At 37.4% G+C, this 24,692-nt stretch carries 27 protein-coding genes; 18 read left to right on the top strand and 9 right to left on the bottom strand.

The window, feature by feature from the left end:
• The first annotated feature begins 7 nt into the window (after nucleotides 1-7).
• The 12 genes from H6G06_RS01295 (at nucleotide 8) to H6G06_RS01245 (ending at nucleotide 12,594) form a co-directional block, all read left to right on the top strand.
• Nucleotides 8-970, top strand: a complete 963-nt coding sequence (locus H6G06_RS01295) for a Gfo/Idh/MocA family oxidoreductase (RefSeq protein WP_190556297.1) — start codon at nucleotides 8-10, stop codon at nucleotides 968-970.
• Nucleotides 963-1,544, top strand: coding sequence for an acyltransferase (locus tag H6G06_RS01290; protein WP_190556294.1), 582 nt, complete (start codon nucleotides 963-965; stop codon nucleotides 1,542-1,544). Before H6G06_RS01295 ends, H6G06_RS01290 begins: the two co-directional genes overlap by 8 nt.
• Complete coding sequence (locus H6G06_RS01285) at nucleotides 1,541-2,683, top strand: DegT/DnrJ/EryC1/StrS family aminotransferase (protein WP_190556292.1); 1,143 nt, start codon at nucleotides 1,541-1,543, stop codon at nucleotides 2,681-2,683. Before H6G06_RS01290 ends, H6G06_RS01285 begins: the two co-directional genes overlap by 4 nt.
• Nucleotides 2,684-2,782: 99 nt before the next feature.
• Nucleotides 2,783-3,475 carry a WbqC family protein gene (locus H6G06_RS01280; protein ID WP_190556290.1) on the top strand — a complete coding sequence of 231 codons (693 nt, stop codon included), beginning with the start codon at nucleotides 2,783-2,785 and terminating at the stop codon, nucleotides 3,473-3,475.
• Between the two features lie 37 nt (nucleotides 3,476-3,512).
• Nucleotides 3,513-4,346: a formyltransferase family protein gene (locus tag H6G06_RS01275; RefSeq protein ID WP_190556288.1), complete on the top strand. Its 834-nt coding sequence runs from the start codon at nucleotides 3,513-3,515 to the stop codon at nucleotides 4,344-4,346.
• Nucleotides 4,347-4,751: 405 nt separating this feature from the next.
• Nucleotides 4,752-5,891 (top strand): dTDP-4-amino-4,6-dideoxygalactose transaminase, encoded by a 1,140-nt coding sequence (rffA, locus tag H6G06_RS01270; protein ID WP_190556286.1) that lies wholly within the window; start codon nucleotides 4,752-4,754, stop codon nucleotides 5,889-5,891.
• A 29-nt stretch (nucleotides 5,892-5,920) separates the two neighbouring features.
• Entirely contained in the window at nucleotides 5,921-7,189 is a 1,269-nt protein-coding gene (locus H6G06_RS01265) for a lipopolysaccharide biosynthesis protein (protein WP_190556284.1), read from the top strand.
• A gap of 10 nt (nucleotides 7,190-7,199) precedes the next feature.
• Entirely contained in the window at nucleotides 7,200-8,255 is a 1,056-nt protein-coding gene (locus tag H6G06_RS01260) for a TDP-N-acetylfucosamine:lipid II N-acetylfucosaminyltransferase family protein (RefSeq protein ID WP_190556282.1), read from the top strand.
• A 193-nt stretch (nucleotides 8,256-8,448) separates the two neighbouring features.
• Nucleotides 8,449-10,377, top strand: a complete 1,929-nt coding sequence (asnB, locus tag H6G06_RS01255; protein ID WP_190556280.1) for an asparagine synthase (glutamine-hydrolyzing) — start codon at nucleotides 8,449-8,451, stop codon at nucleotides 10,375-10,377.
• 5 nt (nucleotides 10,378-10,382) lie between these two features.
• Nucleotides 10,383-10,541 (top strand): hypothetical protein, encoded by a 159-nt coding sequence (locus tag H6G06_RS27175; RefSeq protein WP_242039567.1) that lies wholly within the window; start codon nucleotides 10,383-10,385, stop codon nucleotides 10,539-10,541.
• A complete protein-coding gene (gene wecB, locus H6G06_RS01250) occupies nucleotides 10,542-11,474 on the top strand; it encodes a non-hydrolyzing UDP-N-acetylglucosamine 2-epimerase (RefSeq protein WP_338422904.1) in 933 nt (310 codons plus the stop codon). It begins immediately after the preceding gene.
• A 25-nt stretch (nucleotides 11,475-11,499) separates the two neighbouring features.
• On the top strand, nucleotides 11,500-12,594 hold the full coding sequence (locus H6G06_RS01245; protein ID WP_190556278.1) for a glycosyltransferase family 4 protein: 1,095 nt from the start codon (nucleotides 11,500-11,502) through the stop codon (nucleotides 12,592-12,594).
• A 455-nt stretch (nucleotides 12,595-13,049) separates the two neighbouring features.
• Here H6G06_RS01245 and pyk read toward each other — a convergent pair whose 3' ends face one another.
• Nucleotides 13,050-14,822 (bottom strand): pyruvate kinase, encoded by a 1,773-nt coding sequence (gene pyk, locus H6G06_RS01240; protein ID WP_190556276.1) that lies wholly within the window; start codon nucleotides 14,820-14,822, stop codon nucleotides 13,050-13,052.
• Between the two features lie 58 nt (nucleotides 14,823-14,880).
• Nucleotides 14,881-15,102: a hypothetical protein gene (locus H6G06_RS01235; RefSeq protein WP_190556274.1), complete on the bottom strand. Its 222-nt coding sequence runs from the start codon at nucleotides 15,100-15,102 to the stop codon at nucleotides 14,881-14,883.
• A 112-nt stretch (nucleotides 15,103-15,214) separates the two neighbouring features.
• Here H6G06_RS01235 and crtR point away from each other — a divergent pair, with 112 nt between their 5' ends.
• The gene (gene crtR / locus H6G06_RS01230; RefSeq protein WP_190556272.1) at nucleotides 15,215-16,105 is read left to right on the top strand and encodes a beta-carotene hydroxylase; all 891 of its coding nucleotides are present in this window, start codon (nucleotides 15,215-15,217) and stop codon (nucleotides 16,103-16,105) included.
• Nucleotides 16,106-16,439: 334 nt separating this feature from the next.
• Here the strand turns inward: crtR and plsY are convergent, their stop codons facing one another.
• The 4 genes from plsY to H6G06_RS01210 form a co-directional block, all read right to left on the bottom strand.
• Nucleotides 16,440-17,120, bottom strand: coding sequence for a glycerol-3-phosphate 1-O-acyltransferase PlsY (gene plsY, locus H6G06_RS01225; RefSeq protein ID WP_190556270.1), 681 nt, complete (start codon nucleotides 17,118-17,120; stop codon nucleotides 16,440-16,442).
• Between the two features lie 108 nt (nucleotides 17,121-17,228).
• Nucleotides 17,229-18,527 (bottom strand): DUF3086 domain-containing protein, encoded by a 1,299-nt coding sequence (locus H6G06_RS01220; RefSeq protein WP_190556268.1) that lies wholly within the window; start codon nucleotides 18,525-18,527, stop codon nucleotides 17,229-17,231.
• Nucleotides 18,528-18,582: 55 nt separating this feature from the next.
• Nucleotides 18,583-18,969: a DUF3119 family protein gene (locus H6G06_RS01215; protein WP_190556266.1), complete on the bottom strand. Its 387-nt coding sequence runs from the start codon at nucleotides 18,967-18,969 to the stop codon at nucleotides 18,583-18,585.
• A gap of 96 nt (nucleotides 18,970-19,065) precedes the next feature.
• Entirely contained in the window at nucleotides 19,066-19,863 is a 798-nt protein-coding gene (locus H6G06_RS01210; RefSeq protein WP_190556264.1) for an MlaE family lipid ABC transporter permease subunit, read from the bottom strand.
• Between the two features lie 474 nt (nucleotides 19,864-20,337).
• On the opposite strand from H6G06_RS01210, the gene H6G06_RS01205 reads away from it, so the two are divergent.
• The 5 genes from H6G06_RS01205 (at nucleotide 20,338) to H6G06_RS01185 (ending at nucleotide 23,387) form a co-directional block, all read left to right on the top strand.
• Nucleotides 20,338-20,634, top strand: a complete 297-nt coding sequence (locus tag H6G06_RS01205) for a hypothetical protein (protein WP_190556262.1) — start codon at nucleotides 20,338-20,340, stop codon at nucleotides 20,632-20,634.
• Between the two features lie 506 nt (nucleotides 20,635-21,140).
• Nucleotides 21,141-21,962 carry a signal peptide peptidase SppA gene (gene sppA / locus H6G06_RS01200; protein ID WP_190556261.1) on the top strand — a complete coding sequence of 274 codons (822 nt, stop codon included), beginning with the start codon at nucleotides 21,141-21,143 and terminating at the stop codon, nucleotides 21,960-21,962.
• A 106-nt stretch (nucleotides 21,963-22,068) separates the two neighbouring features.
• The gene (gene aroH, locus H6G06_RS01195; protein WP_190557210.1) at nucleotides 22,069-22,470 is read left to right on the top strand and encodes a chorismate mutase; all 402 of its coding nucleotides are present in this window, start codon (nucleotides 22,069-22,071) and stop codon (nucleotides 22,468-22,470) included.
• A 38-nt stretch (nucleotides 22,471-22,508) separates the two neighbouring features.
• Entirely contained in the window at nucleotides 22,509-22,796 is a 288-nt protein-coding gene (locus tag H6G06_RS01190; protein ID WP_190556259.1) for a hypothetical protein, read from the top strand.
• Nucleotides 22,797-22,880: 84 nt separating this feature from the next.
• Nucleotides 22,881-23,387, top strand: coding sequence for a GNAT family N-acetyltransferase (locus H6G06_RS01185; RefSeq protein ID WP_190556257.1), 507 nt, complete (start codon nucleotides 22,881-22,883; stop codon nucleotides 23,385-23,387).
• Here the strand turns inward: H6G06_RS01185 and H6G06_RS01180 are convergent.
• The 3 genes from H6G06_RS01180 to H6G06_RS01170 all read right to left on the bottom strand — a co-directional run bounded on the left by H6G06_RS01180 (nucleotide 23,375) and on the right by H6G06_RS01170 (nucleotide 24,685).
• Nucleotides 23,375-24,004, bottom strand: coding sequence for a GDSL-type esterase/lipase family protein (locus tag H6G06_RS01180; RefSeq protein ID WP_190556255.1), 630 nt, complete (start codon nucleotides 24,002-24,004; stop codon nucleotides 23,375-23,377). The two genes, H6G06_RS01185 and H6G06_RS01180, sit on opposite strands and share 13 nt — an antisense overlap.
• Before the next feature lie 76 nt (nucleotides 24,005-24,080).
• Entirely contained in the window at nucleotides 24,081-24,461 is a 381-nt protein-coding gene (locus H6G06_RS01175) for a type II toxin-antitoxin system VapC family toxin (protein WP_190556253.1), read from the bottom strand.
• Nucleotides 24,458-24,685, bottom strand: a complete 228-nt coding sequence (locus H6G06_RS01170) for a type II toxin-antitoxin system Phd/YefM family antitoxin (protein WP_190556251.1) — start codon at nucleotides 24,683-24,685, stop codon at nucleotides 24,458-24,460. The genes H6G06_RS01175 and H6G06_RS01170 overlap by 4 nt, the downstream gene beginning before the upstream one ends.
• Between the last annotated feature and the right edge of the window lie 7 nt (nucleotides 24,686-24,692).

Here is a 24,692-nt window from a genome sequence, read left to right as displayed (position 1 = left end):
TGGGTAAGTGGTGACAGATTTAAGCGAAAAATCAGTAATTGTTGTTGGTGCTGGGAACTGGGGCAAAAACCTGGTGCGGAATTTTCACGCATTAGGAGCATTGCAGGGTGTCGCAGAAACTCATCCTGGACTGAGAGAAACAATAGCTACAACCTATCCAGATATTAGTATTTATGCTGATTTTCAAGCGGCTATAGAAACAGATATACCTGCCATTGTGCTGGCAACAACCGCACCTACCCATTATGAATTAGCGATGGCAGCTTTGGCGGCTGGTAAGGATGTATTTGTAGAAAAGCCCATGACCCTGCGAACGGATGAAGCTAGAAAACTGGCTGAATATGCAGATCAGCAGGGTAAAATTCTCATGGTTGGACATTTGTTATTGTATCAAAGTGCGATCGCTTGGATGCGCGATTATTTAGCCAGTGGAAAAGCTGGTCAAGTGCTGCACGTAGCTACTCAACGATTAAAATTAGGCAAAGTACGCACAGAAGAAAACGTTTGGTGGTCTTTTGCACCCCATGATGTTTCCGTGGTTTTAGACCTGTTGGGAAACCCCAAACTAACACAAGTTCAAGCCCAAGGTAAAGCTATTTTACAACCAAAAATAGCTGATTTTGTGCAAGTTGATCTGAGTTTTTCAACAGGTCAATCTGCCCAAATTAGTTGTTCTTGGTATTGGCCATTAACTCAGCGTAGCACTGTAGTTATTGCCGAAAAACAAATGCTGGTTTACGATGAAGTGCAACAAACTGTTACTATTCATAATAAATATATTGACCAAAATTTACAACATCATGATCAAGGCAGCGAAGTAGTAGAAGTAGCAAATTCAGAACCATTAAAAATTGAGTGTCAGCATTTTTTAGAATGTTTGAAAACTCGCCAAAAACCTCGTTCTGATGGTTGGAATGGAGTTGCAGTTGTAGAAATTTTAGAAGAGGCACAGAAAATCCTAAATGACTAACTATTTTGTACATGAATCCAGCTATGTAGATGAAGGTGCAGATATTGGTAAAGGTACGAAAATTTGGCACTTTTGTCATATTTTTGCCAAAGTGAAAATTGGTGAAAACTGTATATTTGGACAAAATGTTTTAGTTGCTAATAACGTCGTTATTGGTAATAACTGCAAAATTCAAAATAACGTTTCTTTGTATGAAGGGGTAATTTTAGAAGACTACGTTTTTTGTGGTCCAAGCATGGTATTCACAAATGTGAAAACACCACGATGTGAGTTTCCCCGTAATACCAGTAATGATTACCAAAAAACTTTAGTGAAAAGAGGTAGCAGTATTGGTGCTAATGCTACAATCGTTTGCGGTGTAACATTACATGAATCTGCTTTTGTAGCTGCTGGTGCAGTGGTAACAAAAGATGTACCATCCTATGCTATGGTGGCTGGAGTGCCAGCAAAAATAATTGGTTGGATGAGCGCCTATGGTGATGTGTTAAAGTTTGATACTGATGGCTACGCTGTAGATTCTACAGGAACTAAATATCAAAAAATTTCAGAAACAGAAGTGATCAGAGTTGCATGAACCAAACTAATATTCCTGTTCTAGACCTTAAACCTCAATATGAATCTTTGAAAACAGAGATTCAAGCGGCTATTAATCGCGTTTTAGAATCTGGTCAATTTATCATGGGACCAGATGTGAAACTATTTGAACAGGAAGTAGCGACTTATTTAGGAGTACGTCATGCGATCGCTGTTAACTCTGGTACTGATGCTTTAGTCATCGGGTTAAGGGCTTTGGGTATTGGTACAGGTGATGAAGTAATTACCACACCATTTAGCTTTTTTGCTACTGCGGAATCAATTAGTAATGTCGGTGCTACACCCATATTTGTTGACATTAACCCTGATACATTTAACATCAACCCAGCCGCAATAGTTGAGAAAATCACATCTCAAACTAAAGCTATCATGCCCGTTCACCTCTATGGTAATCCGGCAGCTATGTCCGAAATTTTGGATATTGCCCAAAAGTACAATTTAAAAGTCATTGAAGATTGCGCTCAGTCTTTTGGTGCTAGATACTATACTAATACCCATGAAAATATTAACAGTAAACATGCTGGTACAATTGGTCATGTAGGTGCTTATTCTTTTTTCCCTTCCAAAAATTTGGGTGCTTACGGTGACGGTGGCTTAATTGTTACCGATGATGACCAAGTTGCAGAAACCGCCAGGATGCTGCGGGTACATGGAGCCAAAAAGAAGTATCATAATGAGGTTTTGGGCTATAATTCACGTTTGGATACTATACAAGCAGCAATTTTGCGTGTAAAGTTACCTCACATTGATCAATGGAATCAAGGTAGACGTACAGTAGCTAAAACCTATAATCAACTATTAGCAGATGTTCCTAGTGTGGTGACTCCTGAAATTGTTGATGGTCATGTATTTCATCAGTATACAATTAGGGTTTTAGATGGTAAGCGTGATGCTGTGCAGAAGTATTTAACTCAACAGGGTATCAGTACAATGATTTATTATCCTGTGCCGCAAGATCAGTTACCAGTTTACAAAGGTCTCTATCCTATGAATCCTGTAAGTGATTTGTGTGCTGGGGAGGTTTTGAGTTTACCGATTTGGACAGAAATTGATTATGTAGCCATTGAGCGTATTGTGAGTGCTATTAAACAAGCTTTAGTTTTAGAAACTAAAAATTAAATCCATCAATTCAGCTAATATTTTCAGTATTAATCAAATAAATAACTTGTATGTGTGAAAAAATAGATTAATCAATCAATTATATTATCTTGGATCTCAATGAAAAAAGTTGCCATATTACAATCTAACTATATTCCTTGGAAGGGGTATTTTGACATAATTAATTCAGTAGACGAGTTCATTCTTTTTGATGATATGCAATATACTAAGGGAGATTGGCGCAATCGAAATAAAATCAAAACTTCCCAAGGACTAATCTGGTTAACAATACCTGTTAAGGTTAAAGGAAAATGTTTTCAATTAATTAAAGATACTCAAATAAGTAATAAAACCTGGATTCAAAAACATTGGAATTCAATTATTTATAATTACGCTCGTGCTACTTATTTTCGACAATACAAAGAGATATTTGAGGACTTATATCTAAACTGCGAAGAAACGTTTCTCAGTCAAGTTAATTATCGTTTTTTAGTAAACATTTGTAAGATTTTAAATATTAATACCAAAATTTCTTGGTCTATGGACTATTTTATAGTTGAAGGCAAAACTGAACGGTTAGTTTCTATATGTAAGCAAGCAGGAGCAACAGAATATCTTTCCGGTCCGGCTGCTAAGATTTATATGGATGAGGAATTATTTAAACAAGAAAATATTAAATTAAGTTATTTTGATTACTCCAATTATCCAGAATATAATCAACTTTTTCCGTCTTTTGAACATGGAGTAAGTATTATTGACTTGATTTTTAATGAAGGTGTTAATGCTAAAAAATACATGAAAACTTTCAAATAATATGTAATTTCTAAAAATTGAAAATTAATGGTGATTTATGAAGAAAATGAATAATGTAAAAAATATTTTAGGACAAACATCACAACCAGAAAACGTCTATCCTGTTAAAGAAGTCATATTTTTTGGTAACACTTATAAAGTGGTAGAAATTATACATGAAATTATTCCTGTCCAAAAAATTATTTGCGAAAACCACCGATATAACATGGATATTTTTAATTTTTCCCAACTTAATAATATACAATTTTTGACTATTAAAACTAGACAAGATTTAAGATCTTTAGAATATATAAGTAAATCCGTGGGAATTTCTTATGGATTTGGAATTATTTTTACCCTAGAAGAAATTAATAAATTTGAATATGGTATTTGGAACATTCATACGGGTAAACTTCCACAGTTTCGTGGTAGACATCCTATCTCTTGGGGATTTTTAAAGAACGTAAAACAATTTGGTATTTCGATTCATGAAATAAATGATAAAATAGACCAAGGTTACTTGCTGGCAGAGTCTTATGTGAAACGTAGCCTAAATGATAATTCTATTGATATAGAAAATAAACTAGAAGAAGTTTTAGCATCTGGTTTAATTCAACAAGCTATAAATAATTATTTTTATGGACAAAAGATCAAGTTAGAAAAAGGTGAGTACCTAGAAAACTTGATTGGTAGATTTGATAGCATTAACCCAGAAAATTATGATAGCAAATTTATTTTTAATCTTTTCAAAGCACAATTTCGGTATGGAGGTGTTACTGTTCAAGGTAAGCTATATAAAGAATGTGTATTTGTGCATGAAGAATATATCGATAAATATAATGATTATACCCTTATTATGTGTAAAGATGGAATAAGAATGGGTTTGAAATAACTAGATGAAAATATGTAATGACCGTAGTCATCATTTTGTAGCCAAGACTGGACTTGTTCTGCTTGTGGTTATTTTCCCAATTCCATACAAGGACACTTAGCTTTTGCTCCTGAATTGGCGGCCGATAGTGAAGGATTGGAAGCTCAATTCTTTCCCTAACTCGCTAAACTGGAAGCAAAAAACTTCTGGTTTCGTTCCCACCATAGGCTGATAATTTATGCTCTACAACATTACTTTCCCCAAGCAGAAACATTTTTAGAAATCGACTTTAGAACCGGATTTGTTTTACAAAGAATAGAAAAAAAGCTTTTCTAGTCATCAGATATTGAACGCTTTTTCATTAAATTAGTTTTTCCTTTCCTCTGGGTGGTTCTTTATTCGTAATCCCTTATAAAAAAAATTAACATGACTTACATTCCCTTTAATAAACCCTATATGACAGGTAAAGAGCTTTGGTATATCAGCAAAGCTCATCATGCTGGTCAATTAGCAGGAGATGGGAGCTATACCAAAAAATGCCATCAATGGATTGAAGCGAAGACTGGGACATGGAAAGCCCTGCTCACTCAATCCTGCACCGCAGCGTTAGAAATGGCCGCTATTCTCGCTGATTTAGATCCAGGAGATGAAGTAATTATGCCTAGTTATACCTTTGTCTCTACGGCTAATGCTTTCGTACTGCGGGGTGCTATTCCTGTATTTATAGACATTAGACCAGATACTCTTAATTTGGATGAAACTTTAGTGGAAGCCGCAGTCACAGAACGCACTCGCGCTATTGTCCCTGTTCACTATGCTGGTGTGAGCTGCGAAATGGATACCTTACAGAAGATGGCTCACAACTATCAGTTACTATTAATTGAAGATGCAGCGCAAGGAGTTATGTCCACTTACAAAGGTAAACCTCTGGGTAGTATTGGTGACTTAGGCTGTTTCAGTTTTCATGAAACCAAAAACGTCATTTCTGGAGAAGGTGGCGCTCTTTTAATTCATACCCCACAATTTGCCGAACGAGCGGAAATTATTCGAGAAAAAGGTACAAACCGCAGCCAGTTTTTTCGAGGTCAGGTAGATAAATATACTTGGATAGACCAGGGTTCTAGCTATTTACCAGGAGAAATTATTGCTGCATTTCTGTATGCTCAGTTAGAAGAAGCAGAACAAATTACGGCTACAAGAATGCAGATTTGGCAACATTATCACCAGCTATTAGAACCTTTAGAACAAGCTGGAAAATTGCGTCGTCCCATTATTCCCCCTTACTGTCAGCATAATGCTCATATGTACTATATCCTTTTACAAAACTTATCAACCCGAACACAGTTGATTAGTTATCTCCAACAGAAAGGAATTTACGCTGTATTTCACTATGTACCTTTACATAATTCTGCCGCCGGACAGCGTTATGGTCGCACTCATGGTAACATGAATAACACAATAACTGTGTCTGAATGTTTATTACGTCTCCCCTTGTTCCCGGAATTAGAACTAATCCAAGTTGAACAAGTGGTAAGAGCTATACAAGATTTTTTTAATGAAACATAATCAAAACTTGAGCAAGTTATTAAAAAAATATGATTCGTCGGCTTTTGCCAAAAAGTGAGTTTACCCGCAATGTCTTAACCCTGATGACAGGGACAACAATTGCTCAAGCAATTCCAATCGCAATCACCCCAATTCTGACAAGGATTTATACGCCAGAAGACTATGGGGTATTTGCTATGTATACTGCCATTATCTCTATTATTAGCGTCATCGCTACTGGACGCTATGAATTGGCTATAATTCTACCACGCAAAGAAAGTGATGGAGCTAATATCGTAGTTTTATCAGTTGTTATAGCTGCTGGAGTAAGTCTCTTGATGCTTTTGGTGGTGTGGTTGTTTAATACTCCTATCACTCAAATGCTGGGAAATACAGATATATCTACCTGGCTATATTTAACTCCCATTAGTGTATTTTTAACAGGCATATACCAAAGTCTAAACTATTGGAATACTCGCAAAAATAAATACAAGCGTTTGGCTGCTAATCGGGTCTTGCAGAGTGGGTCTACAGCAGTTTCAAACTTAGTTGCTGGGTTGATAGGGATGGGATTTGGAGGCTTGGTTTTCAGTGGATTTATAGGACAAGCTATTTCCACAGGAATACTGGCTAATATTTTTATAAAAGAAGATAAGAACATTCTTCTGAAAGTCAAGTTATCTAAAGAAATTGCCTTGGCAAAAAAATACAAAAATTTTCCGTTGATCAATTCCTTACACGCTTTTTTAGATTCTTTTAAAAATGGAATATCTTTATTATTCATTTCTAAAATATACGGTGTACTCAATCTAGGTTATTTTTCATTAATGGAAAAAGTTCTTTTCACGCCAATGAGAATATTAGGTACATCATTCACACAAGTATACTATTCAGAAGCAGCAGAGTACTATCGTCATAAGAAATGCTATGCTAATCAGACAAAAAAATTAATGATTAAACTATTTTTAATAGGACTGATACCATTTTTAATAATTAATATATTCTCAGATCAGATATTTCATATAGCTTTTGGAGAGAAATGGGCTGAGGCTGGTAAAATAGCTCATGCTTATTCTGTTTATGTTTTATTCCATTTTGTTGCTTCCCCTATTTCTGTAATTCCTCTTATCTGTAATAGGGAGGCTGAAGCATTTATTTGGAATTTCATAGGTTCAGCAATTTATTCTCTATCAATAATTATTTGTTCATTATTTCAGCTAACTCTTTTTAACGCATTATTATGTTTATCTATAAGTATGGCTATTTATTTTTCAACATTTTATTGGCGAGCTATCCAAATGACAAAATGGGCAAGGTAACTTGAAAAATATGAAAAATAAAATTATACATTGTTATAATGATTCACCCATTGCCAGTGATTTTTTAGACTTTATGTTGGATAATTTTCCCCACGAAATACATTATCATTTTGTCTTGCAAAACGAGAATAAATATTTTAAAGAATACCAATTGAGTTACTATAAAAAGCTAAACAACATCTTTTCATTTATTGACTTACTTCGTATTTGTTTGAATTGTGATATTATTATTATTCATGGCTTCTTTAGCCCACGTCTTGTGCTATTTTATCTTTTAAATCCTCTTTTTATGCTTAAATCTTATTGGGTTATATGGGGTGAAGATTTACATTCACTTGACAGTATTAATGCAAAAAATATTGGCAATTATTTACTACTGAAAATAGTTGTATTTTTTAAAAAAAATTTACTCAGAAGAGTGAAGGGCGTAATTACGTATATTACGGGAGATTATGAAGATGCTTGTTTAAAATTAAACACGAATTTAAACTACTATAAATGTATTATGTATCCTAGTAATGTTTATAAACATATAGAGGAAATTGATAATACAAACTTCAACAAAAGTACAATCAATATTCAAATTGGTAACTCAGCATCATCAAATAATAATCATTTACAGTTATTCGATATTTTAGAACCCTACAAAGATCAGGATATCAAAATTATCTGTCCCTTATCCTATGGTTCAGAAATAGTAAAAGAACGTGTTATAGCAAAAGGGAAAAAAATATTTGGTGAAAAATTTATTCCCATAACAACTTTTATGTCTTTAGAGGAATACAGAAAGTTTCAGCTTAGTATTGATATTGCTGTTTTTAACCATAATCGACAAGAGGCAATGGGTAACACCATTTCTCTTCTGGGAATGGGTAAAAAAGTCTACATGAGAACTCACGTATCACAATGGCAGCTTTTTAAAGAGTTAGGCATTGAGGTTTACGATACACAGGAGTTTGAAATAACTTTGATGGATGAGAATACAAGAAATCGTAATATCCAGAAGATCCAAGAATACTTTTCAGAAGAAAATTTACTTTATCAACTAGAACAGATATTTAATTAGGTGGTTATAATGCCATATTATTCAGATAACGAACTGCAAGAGATGGGATTTAAATTCATTGGCAAAAATGTCAAAATCACTAACGAAGCAAGTATTTATAATTGCGACATGATAAAGATTGGAGATTGCTTAATAATATCTCTATAAATCAAATTTCAAATTTAAATATTTTATACATTTAAAAATAAGCTTTATGTGTGGAATTGCTGGCATAGTAAAATTTGACCGATTACCCATAGAACCACAACTATTAAAAAACCTGAGCAATTCCCTGCACCTTCGCGGACCTGATGATTTTGGCTTCTTAGCTTGGTCAGGAACAGCCCCAGTTAAGATTTCTCACAATCCTGATCACCTGCAAAATTGCTGGCTTAGTTTAGTCCACTGTCGTCTTTCCATTCTGGATTTGAGCGAAGCTGGTTCGCAACCAATGGTAACACCAGACGGGCGTTATTCAATTGTTTTCAACGGAGAAATATATAACTATTTAGAACTACAAACAGAATTAAAATCATTAGGTTATACGTTCAATTCCCACTCAGACACAGAAGTATTACTGACTGCTTATAGCCACTGGGGTATGCAAACACTAAATCGCCTAGTGGGAATGTTCGCCTTTGCTGTACTGGATACTCATACTCGTAAACTTTTTCTAGCCAGAGATTTTTTTGGCATCAAACCTTTATACTATGCCTATTTTGATAATAACTTTGCTTTTGCATCAGAAATTAAAACGCTTTTAGAAATACCCGGTATAAGTCCTCAAGCAAATCCTCAAAGGATTTATGATTATCTACGTTTTGGACTGACAGATTTTGGAGGAGAAACCTTATTTGCTGATATTTATCAGCTTCCTGCTGCTCATTATTTGGAAGTTTCTTTAGACTCACCCGAAGAAGTAAAGCCAGTGCGTTATTGGCAAGTAAATCTAAGCGATCGCTTGGAAATTTCCTTTACAGAAGCAGCAGAACAACTGCGAGATTTATTCTTAGATAATGTGCGTCTCCACCTCCGCAGTGATGTGCCAGTAGGGGCTGCACTTTCAGGAGGAATTGACTCATCTAGCATTGTTATGGCAATGCGGTACTTAGAACCTGGAATAGATATACATACTTTTACTTACATAGCAGATGATACCAGACTGAATGAGGAACAGTGGGCAGATATAGTGGGAAAAGCAGCGAACTGTATCATGCATAAAATCCAACCTACTGCCACAGACTTGGTAGCAGATTTAAATCACCTCATTCACGTTCAAGATCAACCTTTTGGTAGCACCAGTATTTACGCGCAGCACCGAGTATTTCAACTAGCGCAATCAGCCGGAATTAAAGTCATGTTGGATGGGCAAGGCGCGGACGAATTGTTAGGTGGTTATCGTCCTTATCTAGCCGCACGACTAGCCAGTCTGATTCGTCAGGGAAAGTTTGTCAAAGCATCTGAATTTCTGCAAAAAGCATCCAGTTTTCCTGATATGAATAAGCTAACATTATTGATAGCTGGAGGAGAATTTTTGCTGCCCGATTATCTTAAAGCCCCTGCTAGACTTTTAGTAGGAAAAGAATTAACTCCACCTTGGTTAAATATTGCTTGGTTTGCAGAACGCGACGTAAAATTTTATTCTATCATACAACATCATAAAAGTGATATTTTGCGCGAGGAACTTCATCAGAGCCTGGAAAATAGTTTACTCCCTCTGCTGCGTTATGAAGACCGCAACTCAATGGCTTATTCAATTGAAAGTCGCGTTCCTTTCCTCACTCCTGCTTTAGCCAATTTTATTTTCTCTTTACCAGAAGAATTTATTATTGCTAAAAATGGTACATCAAAGGCAATATTCCGCCAAGCAATGCGCGGTATTGTTCCAGATTTCATCTTAGACCGCAAAGACAAAATCGGCTTTGCTACACCCGAACAAAGCTGGCTGAAAACTTTACGCCCTTGGGTAGAAAATGCCCTTAACAGTGAAACAGCAAACCAGATTCCTGCCTTAAATTTGCCACAAGTAAAAGCTGAATGGCAAGCAGTAATTGATGGTAAATCTACCTTCGATTTTCGCATCTGGCGGTGGGTAAATTTAATTCGCTGGGTGGAACATTTTAATGTTACTTTTGATGATTAAAAATTATGAAAATTCTCACAATTGTCGGCGCTCGTCCTCAGTTTATCAAAGCAGCCGCTGTTTCTCGCAAATTGCAGTCTCATTCACAAATACAAGAAGTTTTAGTTCATACAGGCCAGCACTATGATGAAAATATGTCTGATGTGTTTTTTCAAGAGTTATAAATTCCTGCTCCAGATTACCATTTAGCCATTGGTTCTAGCTCTCATGGGGCGCAAACGGGCAGAATGTTAGAGAAAATTGAAGAGGTATTATTGCAAGAATCCCCAGATTGGGTATTAGTCTATGGTGATACCAATTCTACATTAGCTGGAGCGATCGCTGCTGTCAAACTACATATTAAAGTAGCTCATGTTGAGGCTGGATTACGTTCTTTTAATCGCAAAATGCCAGAAGAAATTAATTGCGTTCTCACCGATCATACTGCTAATTTATTATTTGCACCTACTAATTCTGCTGTGGAAAATTTGAGAAACGAAGGAATTGCTCAAGAAAAAATTCATTTAGTAGGTGACGTGATGTATGATGCTGCTTTAGATTATCTCACCAAAGCAGAAGAGAAAAGCTTAATTTTGCAAGATTTAAACTTGACTTCTCAAAACTATATTTTGGCAACTATTCACAGAGCAGAAAATACTGATAATTCAAAAAGACTACAAAACATTTTTATTGCATTGGTAGAAGTTAGTAAAAAGATAACTGTAGTTTTACCTCTTCATCCTCGCACCCGTGCGGCTTTACTCAGAGAGGGAATTTTAGATATAGTAAGTAATTCTTTATGTTTGATTAATCCCGTGGGATATTTAGACATGGTGATGCTAGAAAAAAATGCCAAACTAATTACCACTGACTCTGGAGGTGTGCAGAAAGAAGCTTTTTTCTATCGAGTACCTTGTGTAACTTTGCGAGATGAAACCGAGTGGATAGAGTTAGTACAGTTAAGATGGAATCGGCTTTTACCACCATTAGATACTAATCAAATAACTGCTGGAATATTAGCAGCTTATGTAAATACCTCAAAAACTCAAATTCCACCTAATCTTTATGGTGGAGGTATGGCAACCACACAGATTATTAAAATTATAACTGAATCCTGATTTATAAATTATTACTCATTACTTAATGAACATAATAAATAATTCATTTTCTCATCAACTCATCATCAATTTATCCGTTATCTTCTCCCAACCAACCGGCATCAGCAACTATGCGTTAAATCTTTTTCCCTATTTAAAATCTCTCCAACCTACACTATTAACAGCAAACAAATATCCTGAATTCAACTGCTACCCAGTCCCAAATAATCTTACTCCTGCGGACGGAATTAAAGGACATTTACGCCGTCTAATGTGGACACAATTTCAACTACCAAAAATCTATCAAAACCTCAAATCTCAACTTTTATTTTCCCCCATCCCAGAAGCACCCCTATACACCAACTGTCGCTTTATCATCATGTCTCACGACATGATACCATTACGCTTTCCCAAACCCTTCTCACCTTTAACACCATACCATCGTTACTACACCCCCCAAGTCCTCAACCAAGCAAAACACATTATTTGTAACTCCGAAGCAACAGCTAAAGACATTACCGACTTTTACCAAATACCTACCAAGAAAATAACACCCATTTCTTTAGCTTATGATGCTTCACATTTCCGCTTCCTCAACCTCCCCACTCGCAACTATTTCCTCTACATCGGTCGTCAACACCCTTACAAAAACCTTCAGCGTTTAATAACCGCTTTTTCCGCACTACCTAATAAAAATGACTATGAACTGTGGTTAGTAGGACCTATTGATAAACGTTACACCCCATTATTAGAAACACAAGTTGAAACATTAGGAATAAATCATTTAGTAAAATTCCTCAACTATGTACCTTACGACGAATTACCAACAATCATAAATCAAGCACTTGCGTTAGTTTTCCCTAGTTTATGGGAAGGGTTTGGTTTACCAGTTTTAGAAGCAATGGCCTGTGGTACACCAGTAATTACTTCTAATCTTTCCTCACTTCCAGAAGTTGCCGGAGATGCTGCTATTTTAATTAATCCCTACAACGTAGGAGAAATTACAGCAGCGATGCAAGCAATTATCAATGATTTAGAAATGAGAAAACAACTCTCAGAAAAAGGTCTAAAAAGAGCAAATCAATTTAGTTGGAAAAAAACAGGAATAGCTACAGTTGAAGTTTTAAAACAATATCTTTAAGAGAATTTATAATCCTAAACAGGAGGAAATTCGACAATGGATAAAAAAAAAATGTAAGTATTCAGCCATAGCAATCAGTCATATCCAGATCCCCGACTTCTGAGATCAATTTATCATTTATGGACACAATAAATAAAAGAAGTCGGGGATCTTATCGCTTTAACTGAATTCTTACAAAGAAATTTACGTCAAGACTCAAATATGTAATACTAAAAGTAATAAAATTCTTACTTGATAGCAATAATATGAGAATCACATCAAATAGTTCCAGAGTCTTGATATACTGATTGATATAGGAATCCGGTTTGATTACTGTTCTTGAACTAACGTAAATCTTAGAGAAGAGGCAAGAGGGAATAATTAAAAATTACCCATTACCTCCTATTATTTGAAAACCTAAAAATTAAAAACCAACAATTATTTGTTTTAATCTTTAATTTTTAATTTTTAATTGTTTATGGTGTTCCCACCGCACCCGAGTAAACCAAACCCCGCTGCATATCCAAAGTCAAAATTGCACCGTCTTTAATTACCTTTGTCGCTTCCTTGACACCGACAATAACAGGTACACCAAGACGTAAACCAATTACTGCTGCATGACTTGTAAGACTTTCCTCTTCAGTAATAATACCACCAGCTTTGCGAATTGCTTCTACAAAATCAACTCCTGTACTGGATGCAACCAAAATATCACCATGATTAAAATTACTTGCATCCATACCAGTACGCACTACCCTGGCGCGACCACTGACCGAACCTTGTCCTAAACCAATTCCTTGGCCTAGTACCGCTGTCACCACCTCAACTTTAATCAAATCTGTTGACCCAGAAACGCCTTGAAGCGTGCCAGCAGTCATTACCACCAAATCACCCTCACTCAAGAGATTTTTTTCCTGAGCTACATTGATAGCTGCTTGGAATGTCTGACCCGTAGAAGGCAATTCTAGCACTAACAGAGGTTTTACTCCCCAGACCATCTGTAACTGTCGCGCCACATTTACATGAGGTGTAATCGCTAAAATTGGCGTTTTAGGACGGAATTTAGAAACGTTGCGAGCAGTTGCGCCCGTTTGTGTCAAAGTCATAATTGCTGCTGCGCCCAAATTCTCAGCAATTTGACCAACTGCTTGACTAATAGCATTAGGAATAGAACGTCTGTTATCTCTGGACAGACGGGAGTTGGGGTTTTGAGCGTCTTCCTGTTCAATGCGTTCAGCAATTCTCGCCATAGTTGCTACTGCTTCCACTGGGTAGCTACCAACAGCGGTTTCATTAGAAAGCATCACCGCATCCGTACCATCTAAAATCGCGTTAGCTACATCGGATACTTCCGCACGGGTAGGACGGGGGTTGCTCACCATACTATCTAACATTTGGGTAGCAGTGATGATGGGAATACCCAAACGGTTGGCTGTAGCAATTAACCGCTTTTGTAGTACAGGTACATCTTCTGCTGGTAGTTCTACCCCTAAATCGCCTCTAGCAACCATTACACCATCACACAAAGACAGAACCGCTTCCATTTGTTCAATGGCTTCATGCTTTTCAATTTTGGCAACTACAGGAACGTTTTTACCAGTGCTGGAAATTAGCTCTTTGATTTCGATAATATCCTGGGGGTTGCGGACAAAGGAAAGTGCTACCCAGTCTACACCTTGGTCAAGACCAAACATTAAATCCTCACGGTCTTTGTCGGTCATGGCTTTGATGGATAAGTAAACTCCCGGAAAATTGACACCTTTGTTGTTAGAAAGTTTACCAGCTACTGTGACGCGACAATGTAAATCACCTTTATCGCGGTTAATCTCCTCCACTACCATTTCTACACGTCCATCATCGAGGAGGATTTTTGAGCCGACGGGGACTTCTTCAGCTAAATAATCGTAGGTAACGCAGCTGATTTCCTCGGTTCCCACCACTGGGCGATTTGTTAAAGTGAAGCGATCGCCCTTAGCCAAAATTATAAAACCATTTTCAAACCTACCCAAGCGAATTTTCGGACCTTGCAAATCTTGGAGAATAGCAACTGGTCTATTAAGTTCAAAGGCGGTTTGTCGAATTAACCGGATACTACGCTGATGATCAGCATGAGTTCCGTGGGAAAAATTTAACCGCAGTGTGGTTGCACCCGCTTCAATAATTGCTTTCAGCATTTCTGGACTGCTGGTAGCAGGTCCAATAGTAGCAACAATTTTAGTTCGGCGCAGAGAATCTCTTAATTGCGTCATGGGCTGATTTCAGGATTTTTTGGATCTATCTGGGAAATAATGGTAAATTAAGCGGCCTCTACTTTTCAGTCACTGCTATATCAATGTCACAAGCAGTTAAAGAGGTGGCTGCGGTATAGATTTGATATTGTACAGTTAGTAACTTTATAGACAAATATCCTCCAGCTACTTTTCTCGGTGTTAACCGGAATGGGTAAACTGTAATACCTTCTTCTGGGAGAGCTTTTTTATCAAAGCACTCGTCTAGTTTGAAATCATAACCGTTAATCAACCTATTCATCCCCTAATCAGCAACACTGCGGTTAAATCTTACTATACAAAAATTGATATAAGTTTACTTTTTACTAAGATTTATCGTATATTCTTAATATTTGACAGAGAAGGAGTTAGTAATGCTCACGTCGGAGGCAAAAAAGCCGCTGACAATCCCGCCCAAAGAACTTTTAGCACCTCCTGGTGATTTTAATCCAACGCTACTGCTGTTTTTTGTAGTAGTGACAATGTTGGTATTATCTAACTTTGGTTATTGGGTTTGGCAATGGCCGCATTGGCTATGCTTTAGCATTAATACTCTGGCCTTACACTGTTCTGGGACGGTGATTCATGATGCTTGTCATCAGTCCGCCCATCGTAACCGGGTGATTAATGCTATGTTAGGGCATAGTAGCGCCTTAATTTTAGCTTTTGCTTTTCCAGTATTTACACGAGTACATCTTCAGCATCATGGTAATGTCAATCACCCAAATGACGACCCAGATCATTACGTCTCTACAGGTGGTCCATTGTGGTTGATTGCGGTGCGGTTTTTGTACCATGAAGTATTTTTCTTTCAACGGCAATTGTGGCGCAAATATGAGCTACTGGAATGGTTTATTAGCCGTTTGATTGTAGTTTCTATTGTTTATATTTCCGTCCAATATCACTTTTTGGGCTATATTCTCAATTTTTGGTTTATTCCAGCGTTTATAGTGGGAATCGCATTAGGGTTATTTTTTGATTATTTACCCCATCGTCCTTTTGTGGAACGTAATCGCTGGAAAAATGCCCGCGTATATCCTGGTAAAGTTCTCAACATCCTGATTTTAGGACAGAATTACCACCTGATTCATCATTTGTGGCCTTCGATTCCTTGGTATAATTACCAACCTGCTTACTATCTCATGAAGCCGCTTTTAGATGAAAAAGGTAGTCCTCAAACTTCCGGGTTATTGCAGAAAAAGGACTTCTTTGAGTTTGTCTATGATATTTTCATAGGTATTCGATTTCATCAGCACAAAGAATAGGTAAATTTGTAGGGTGGGTTAACGACTGTTTAACCTACCAATAAAAATGAATTTTATTAATAGTTAATTTCTAAGTCAAAATCTGAAGTTTGGCTGCATCAAATACAACTCCTCGACGGGCAAAATATTTATGAATGTTAATTTGTACAAATAAATCTTTTAGTTCTTCCGCAATTTCAAGTGGTGGATTTCCTGATAAAGCAACTGCTATTAAAAGTTCTGCTCTGTTCTAACACCGCGACAGGAGTAATCACTATCTTCTCATCAAAATAAAAATATCCTAGTCGGCTTCAGCCGACTTTCGCTATTAGACTGGGAATTAATTCCCAGGCTTCTACGCCGTTTGTTCAGATTCAGTCTCCACCTTCTGCCCAATTTTTGGTTCCGTACCCGCAAGCAACCTTTCAATATTACTGCGATGACGAATAATTACATATGACCCACCAGCAAGAGTAAACAGAATATATATTAAAGGTTGCTGGAAAACCACCATCAAAATAGAAACAGCAACAGCACCAGAAATTGAACTTAAAGAAACAATTCTCGATATAGCGAAAACCACAGCAAAAACACCAAAAGTAGCCAAACCAACCTGCCAACACATGGCCAATAAAATACCCAAACTGGTAGCTACAGACTTACCACCAGTAAAACCCAAAAAGATTGATTTACTATGTCCTAAAATTGCCCCTAAACCAACCAAAGTGACTAACCAAGGTTGCCATAGTTGCACATCTAAATTCAGTGGTATGAAATTGTAATTTGGAACAAGATTGAATAAAACGTAAACCAGATTTATTGCTAAAACTCCCTTTAAACAATCAGCAAATAACACAAATGCCCCTGGTCCCTTACCCAAAGTTCTCAGGACATTTGTTGCACCAGTTGAACCAGAACCAACTTCTCGAATATCAATTCCTTTTAACAACTTAGCCGCAATATACCCAGTGGGGAAAGAACCCAATAGATAAGCTAATAAAACCACTACCCCACACAAAGTCAACCAAATAGCCATAATTCAAAAGTAAGAATTCAAGAGTTAGGAGTTAGGAGTTAGGAGTCTGGAGTCAGAAAGCAAGTGTGGAGAATAACCAAGAACCAATGACTAATGACTAATGACTAATTAAAAATCATCATCAAAATCTCTATCACGCATCATTTTTGGATCTGGTGCAAAAGCTAACCACAAAGGAAATTGTAATAAGCCTAAACTAATTTGCTCCTCAGAATCATCAATGACAATTAAAGGCATTTGATTAGATTTAACTAATCTGTCAGCTTTTTGTGCCAAAGCCGTAGGTGCTTCAAATAATACCACACCTCTGTCGGGTCCAAAATCAGGACGACCGATACCTAAACAATCTTGTAAACCCCGTCGCCATTCGCCCAAACGTTCTGGACTATTAGCTAAAATCAGAGTACGTAAGCGATCGCCATATAGTTTATGTAAAATCGAAATTGCTGAAGAAGCAATCAAAATATTCTGCAACCTGCTACCCATCGTCCGCAACGCACCCCGTCCCCCCAAGGTAAAAAACCAATTAGAGACTCTTTCGGCGTGAACAGGTTCAAAAGTACGCCTTAGCTGCCATGCAGGACCATAATAATCTGGCTGGTTGCGATATTGATCAATTAAACGGCGAATTTGTTTTGTTGTATCTTGAAACTGTTGTTGTGCCAGTTGCAAAGTTTGAGGCTGTTCTTCAACAGGTTTGGCTTCCTTTACCGCTGGTTTTTCTCTTTCTCGTTCCCTCACAGCCGGCACAAGTTGCAACTGCTCTGCTGCGGCTGCCAAATCCTGTAAACTACCTGTGAGATAGTCTTTAAAACCCTGTACCCGAATTGCCAAATCTTGAGATGTACCAGCAAAAGTCGTTCGCATTTCATTTCTAATGCGTTCTTGTCGTCGTTCCAGTTGTTCTACAGAAATTTGCAATGCCTGTTTACGTTGTTCTAAAAGTGCAAGGGACTCTTGCACCATCTTCGAGAGTGTTGTTTGAGTTTCGCTAACTTGTCCCTGAAGGGTTTTGTAAGTAATTTGCAGTTGGGATATTTCCGCTTTCAGTGATGCTTCAGTTTCCTGTAACTGGGCTACTCGTTGTGCTGCTACTGCATATAGTGAATTAAGTTCTGATTCTGACTCCATCGCCCCAGTGTCTAGTTTTTGTGTCACTAATTCCACTAAATCGCCGTTAGACTCCTCTGTTGGTTCTATTTGAGGTTCTTGTCCTTTTGTCTTGGCGATGGGTGACTCAAAATCAATATCATCTGCTTGTAGTTCATCCGATGGTGTTGGTGTTTCTGTCTCTAAGACTGAATCACTAGATAGGTTTGCCGATATTTCACCTATAGGACTTTGTTCTGGCGTTTCTTCCCACCATTCATCAATCGGTTTTGAAGCTTGAGATTCCTCTGGGTTCATAAACAATAATGTAATTCTATAACGCCAATAAATCAAAAACAATCATAACTCAGCACTAAATCCGTGGACACCGCTCTTCTAAGCAAGATTTTAAGGTGTTGGGGTCAAATAAAATCGGTAAAAAGTGAATGCTGTGGATTTCTTTAAAGTAAAACAAGATGGGAACTCTATTCCAGAAAATACGCCAGTTTTGCCATTCTTGGTAGGGAAAACGCCGAATTAACTTTTCACCCCGATAAAGATCAAAATCAGTGGCGGTAAATTGAAACCGCAGTGTTACAGCTTGCAACATCAGAAATAATCCCAGCAGCGTCAACACTCCTCCTATCCACAATTTCATCAGCAGTAGGGGAATGGAAGCAAGCACCAACACAATAGGGATATTGTAACTTGGCTTGAGTTCCACTGTAGATAAGACGTTAGGCACAGATGAAGTAGTCACAATTTTTACTCCTTGTTCAGTTGTCAGTTGTCATTAAGTTATCTCCCCTGCTCCCCTGCTCCCCTGCTCCCCTGCTCCCCTGCCTCTCTGCCTTCTTCACAGTCCTGGAGATAATCCACCACCTGTTCCTTGAAACATCAACCATGATAGAAAGAAGTTGCTAATAAAGATAATTAGCAAGGCGGTAACAACAGCAGTTGTGGTAGATTGTCCCACACCTTTGGCTCCTCCTGTGGTGGTTAAACCCCAACTACAACCAATGATGGCGATTAAAACGCCAAAGCAACTTGCTTTAATCATGGCGCTAACGATGTCCCAGATGTCCAGAAAGTTACGGGCTGAGTCTAAAAATACTGTGTCCGATAGGTTGTAAATGTGGGTAGCAATGATCATTCCTCCAAACATCCCGGTAACTAAGGATAGCAGGGTGAGGATGGGCAGCATGAATAAACAAGCTAGGATGCGGGGAATAACTAAATAATCAATGGGGTCTGTTTTTAACATCAACAGAGCATCAATTTGTTCTGTGACTCGCATTGTGCCTATTTCAGCCGCAAATGCAGAACCAACCCGTCCGGCTAAAATGACTGCTGTTAGCACAGGTGTGAGTTCTCTAGTTAAGGCTACTGCTAACACACCTCCAACGAGATTTCCTGCGCCAAAGTTGATAAACTCCCGCGCTACTTGAATTGTAAATACTGCACCCACGAAAACGGCCGTCAATAAGGCGATAAATAGGGAATCAGGGCCTACTGCGGCTAGTTGTTCTATGGTGTTGCGGCGATGGATTTTGCCTCTCATCAGGTGAACTATTACTTGTCCACCTAAAAAAAACGCCGCCAGTAATCGCTGGCTCCAAGCGCCTAAACTGGATTTGGATCTAGTCTTGCTCAATGTTTTCCAGTTAACTCGGTAACTGCTTTCAGAATAGCGAAAGTCCTTGCTTATTTGTCATCTGTTATCACTTTTCTTATCAGAAAATAGTCTCTACCCAGATCCCCGGCTTCTCAAAGAAGCCGATATCTATCTCCTCATCTCAATCTTAAAGTGAAACACTATTAGCTGATCGCTCTCTGTCCAAACGTTAACTTAGGTTAAAGACTCTCTCAGAAAGTTAAGCATAATATTAGTCTTGACATAACTCGTTTAAATTTATTGGACAGAAAATAAATCCTCATCTAACAAGGGTTTTGCGGATTGGAAGCCTTAAAAATAGCCGCATTATTTGATGGTTATATTAGCCTGTTCTTTTAATGGAAACTTAAGATTTTTGACAAATTGACCTTTCGGGAGCGATCGCACGTATTGTAGAAATTGACGTGCTGCTTTTTAGCGATCGCTCACCTTACTCTTGGAGATTGCCCGATAATGAGCATTTTTACCAACTTTCTCCGCTCCCTGGTACTCACTACCGTTTTCAGTTTTATTGCTCCTATGTTCTTAGTCGGCGTTATGCTGGTCTGTTTTTGCCTTTCTAGCTTTGTTCCTGGTTTACAAGGGCTAACTGAGGACATCCCCTCTCAGATTCTGCATTTTCTCGCCACGTTTGGTACTGGTAGTCCCATAAATGGGTTATTTGTCATCAGTCTGACTTGTGCTTTTGTGGGTGGGCTATTTGATATCTATGCTTATTATCGGTATCAAATTCTTCGCCTTGATTCCTAACTAGGTCATCAATATTGATATTCATAGCGTCTTCGCGTCAATGAATGACAAGTTACAGCTAAATTAATCGTCTCAAAAATAAGATTTCTGCTATCCCAAACTCAACTGATAGATGGTATAGCTAAATATTGCTGTGAATTAGAGTTAATCAAATTAAACCTATTTTGGTCATTAGTCACAAGTAACTAAAGGCTGTGCTTTGTGCTGTCAATTGCAATTATCTGTTTGATTACTTGACCAATACAAACTTAAATTGTGTTTTTGAGATTGTGGTTTTTTGCCATCACCACAGATTTACAACTAAGCCTGGCTGAAAGATAGATATCTAAATACATACTCCTTCATGAAGAAATATAGCAAATAGAACCATACACCAAATCTAAAAATTTCCTTAAGATTGTGAATAGCAGCTTATTTGCTTGCTTATTTTTCTTAACAGAGTCGAGAAGGTCGTCTAACCTCTGGACAATCTATATTAAATTTATTAATAACTGATTAGATTACTCATGGTTTGGCCGTTGAGACCCAAGTTTCGTAAACAAATTGCTCGGATTGAAATAACTGGTGCGATCGCCAGTGCTACCCGCAAACGGGTATTAGAAGCCCTAAAAACTGTAGAAGAGAAGAAATTTCCAGCTTTATTGCTACGCATCGATAGCCCTGGCGGTACAGTGGGAGATTCCCAAGAAATCTACAGCGCCCTCAAGCGGTTGCGTAAAAAAACCAAAATCGTCGCTAGTTTTGGCAATATATCGGCTTCTGGAGGCGTTTATATTGGCATGGGAGCCGAACACATTATGGCTAACCCAGGCACAATCACAGGTAGTATAGGCGTGATTTTGCGGGGAAATAACTTGGAACGCCTGCTAGAAAAAGTTGGTGTTTCCTTTAAAGTGATTAAGTCTGGTCCCTACAAAGATATTTTGTCTTTTGATAGGGAACTGACAGAACCAGAAGAAAACATCCTGCAAGAGTTGATAGATGTCAGCTATCAGCAGTTTGTACAAACGGTAGCTGAGGGTCGTTCTTTGGAGGTAGAAAAGGTAAAAACCTTCGCTGATGGGCGGATTTTCACCGGAGAACAAGCCGTAGAATTGGGAGTTGTAGACCGTCTGGGAACAGAAGAAGATGCACGTCGCTGGACTGCGGAATTAGTTGGACTTGATCCAGAAAAAACTCCTTGCTATACGCTAGAAGAACGTAAACCATTATTGAGTCGGATTCTACCAGGAAGTCGTCAGGCCAAATCAGGTATTAGGTCTGGAATTGATTGGCTGGAATTTGAAATGTCTACAAGTGGTTTACCCCTGTGGTTATATAGACCGTAGATTAATTGTCAATAGTCACTAGTTAGCAGTTTTTGTACTGATGACTAATGACTAGTGACCAATGACTAATGACTAATTAAGGAGGACTTTGGGAGTGGAATGGCAAATGCGGGCGATTCGTGGTGCAACAACCGTTGCAGAAAATAGCGTGGAAGCAATTACAGAAGCGGTGACAGAATTAATTGATGAACTAGAAGAACGGAATACGCTGCAACCAACAGAAATTTTGAGTGTTACTTTTTCTGTCACACGGGACTTAGATGCTATTTTCCCAGCAGCGATCGCCCGCAGTCGTCCTTTATGGGATAGTGTGGCTATGTTGGATGTCCAACAAATGCACGTCGAGGGAAGCTTACAGCGTTGCATCCGCTTTTTGATTCACGCCTATTTGCCAACTTCCGCTCCCGTTCACCACATTTATTTGCGTCAAGCAGCTAAATTGCGCCCTGACTGGGGTTTACAGCAAACGTTACAAACCTCACAGCAGGTAGTAGAAACAAAAGTTTAAAATCAGCAGGTCAATAATATACGTAAAAATAGCGCCCAATGACTTATTACAGTGGTGACGCGGCCGCTCAACCTGCTGCTATTGCTGGAAAAATTTTCACTCATCGGGGAACAGGTGTTTGTGTAAAATTAGATGATTTTTTGGCGATTCTTTCCAAGAGTGAAGAACCGCTTGTCATCGTTACCAGTGAAGGTTATTTTACGAAAATATATAAATATGTGACAGCTTATAAGGGTTTTGTGTTTTTCACAGAATCCTTAGATAAGTTGGAATTTGGTAGCCATATTGAGATTATTTACGCGCAGAGCATAGGAACTGATATTTGAATCTAAGAATTCAGGGGTCACAATGCTTTTGCCAAAATTTCCATAGTAGATATCAGGGTAATCACAATTAAAAATTGGCAAGGTATGATAATTAAGATTGAAAAGTTATTAGATACTGATTTTGATGAACTGAGAAAAGTTAGTCAAGAAATTTGGTATGCTCACTATTCCCAAATTATCAGTATTGAACAAATAGAATATATGTTGAATAAGATGTATGGAATGGAAGTCATTGAAAATGAAATTTATAATTTAGGAATATTTTACGATAAGGTCGTTAAAGGCGATCAAATGGTTGGTTATTTATCTTATGGTGTGGAAGTAAAAGATAATTTTAATTGTTTGAAATTACATAAATGCTATTTATTACCTTTACTGCATGGTTTTGGTTATGGGCAAATAATGTTATCTCATGTTTGTCAAAAAGCAAAACAGATGAATTTGAAAAAAATCATTCTCAATGTCAATAAAAGAAATGAAAAAGGAATTAAAGCTTATTCTCGATTTGGTTTTGAGATTATTGAGAGTAAGGTAATAGATTTTGGGGGTGGGTTTGTCATGGATGATTATATAATGGGTTATGATATTTGAGACGTAGGAAACCAATTTAACCAAGCATCCCAATTTTCCACAATTTGAGCAAATTCTGTATAACCTCCGGTTCTAGGATGAGTGCCATCATTATTTTTTGCTTCTTCTAACCAAATATTTGAATTTATTAATTTAGAAAAAACATCCAAATACGGTATATTTAACTCCTGACATACCAAAGTAAATTCCTGAGATAAATCAGCAATTCTTTGATCTTGCTCCTCATTGCCAATGGGTGGTGGACTAACTACTAAAATAGGATATAGTTTTTTGGCTTCACTTAAAATACTGTGAATATTGGTAATTGATTCTTCAAAATTAACACGAGTTTTACCATTTTCTATAGTTGTGTCATTCACCCCAAAAGAAAATACAACTCTGCCATCATACTTTTGGGATAAGCGATAAGAAACTTCTCTAAACCAACGATTTCTTAATTCTGTACTTGTTTCTCGCCGCACTCCTAAATTATAGTAAGTAATGTCATAACCTTTTTTATTAGCATTAACACATATTCTCCCTGTCCAGCCCAGACATTCAGGATCACCTGTACCATTAACAAATGATTCACCAACAAAACAAATTCTGATTTCTTGGAGTGGAGATTTTAAAGACATAAAACTTTTTTGATTTAATTAACTAACGACAAAACCAATAGCATTTTTCACAGCTTTTCAATAAAACTTCTGATATCTACCATAAACGCTGTATGGGATAGGCATCAAAAATTGTATCAGCACTGATTATAGGTATATTTTCCACCATAGCCTGTGCAATTAACATTCTGTCAAAAGGATCACGATGATGTAAAGGGAGTTGAGCAATAACTGAAATATGCTGTTGGTTGATTTTCTTTAATATCATACCGTTACCAATTATTTGCTGTTCGACAAAATCATCAAAACTCATCTCCAAATTTAGTTTACCTATACTGTGTTTAATTGCCATTTCCCAAACACTGGCAATACTCAGAAGATTGTCGTTATTCTCAATTTGTAATCTCAAATTATCGCTGATTTTGGGATTACCCATAGTAAACCACAGCAGAGTATGAGTATCAATTAATTGCTTCATTCCATATACTCCTTCAACTCTTCTAAAGGGTCATCAAAATCATCAGACATTTTGATCATTCCTTTTGCACTACCAAATTTAGGACGAATTTTCACAGGTAATACAGGAATTAATTTCACCACAGGCTGATTATCTTTCATGATGATAATTTCATCACCACCAAGTGCGGCTTCAATTAAATCAGATAAGTGTTGAGATGCTTCATTAACAGTAATTTGTTGCATAATAATC

Source organism: Anabaena sphaerica FACHB-251 (assembly GCF_014696825.1).
GTDB lineage: Bacteria > Cyanobacteriota > Cyanobacteriia > Cyanobacteriales > Nostocaceae > RDYJ01.
The sequence above is the reverse complement of the archived record's forward strand: the minus strand, read 5'-3'. Positions and strand labels throughout refer to the sequence as shown.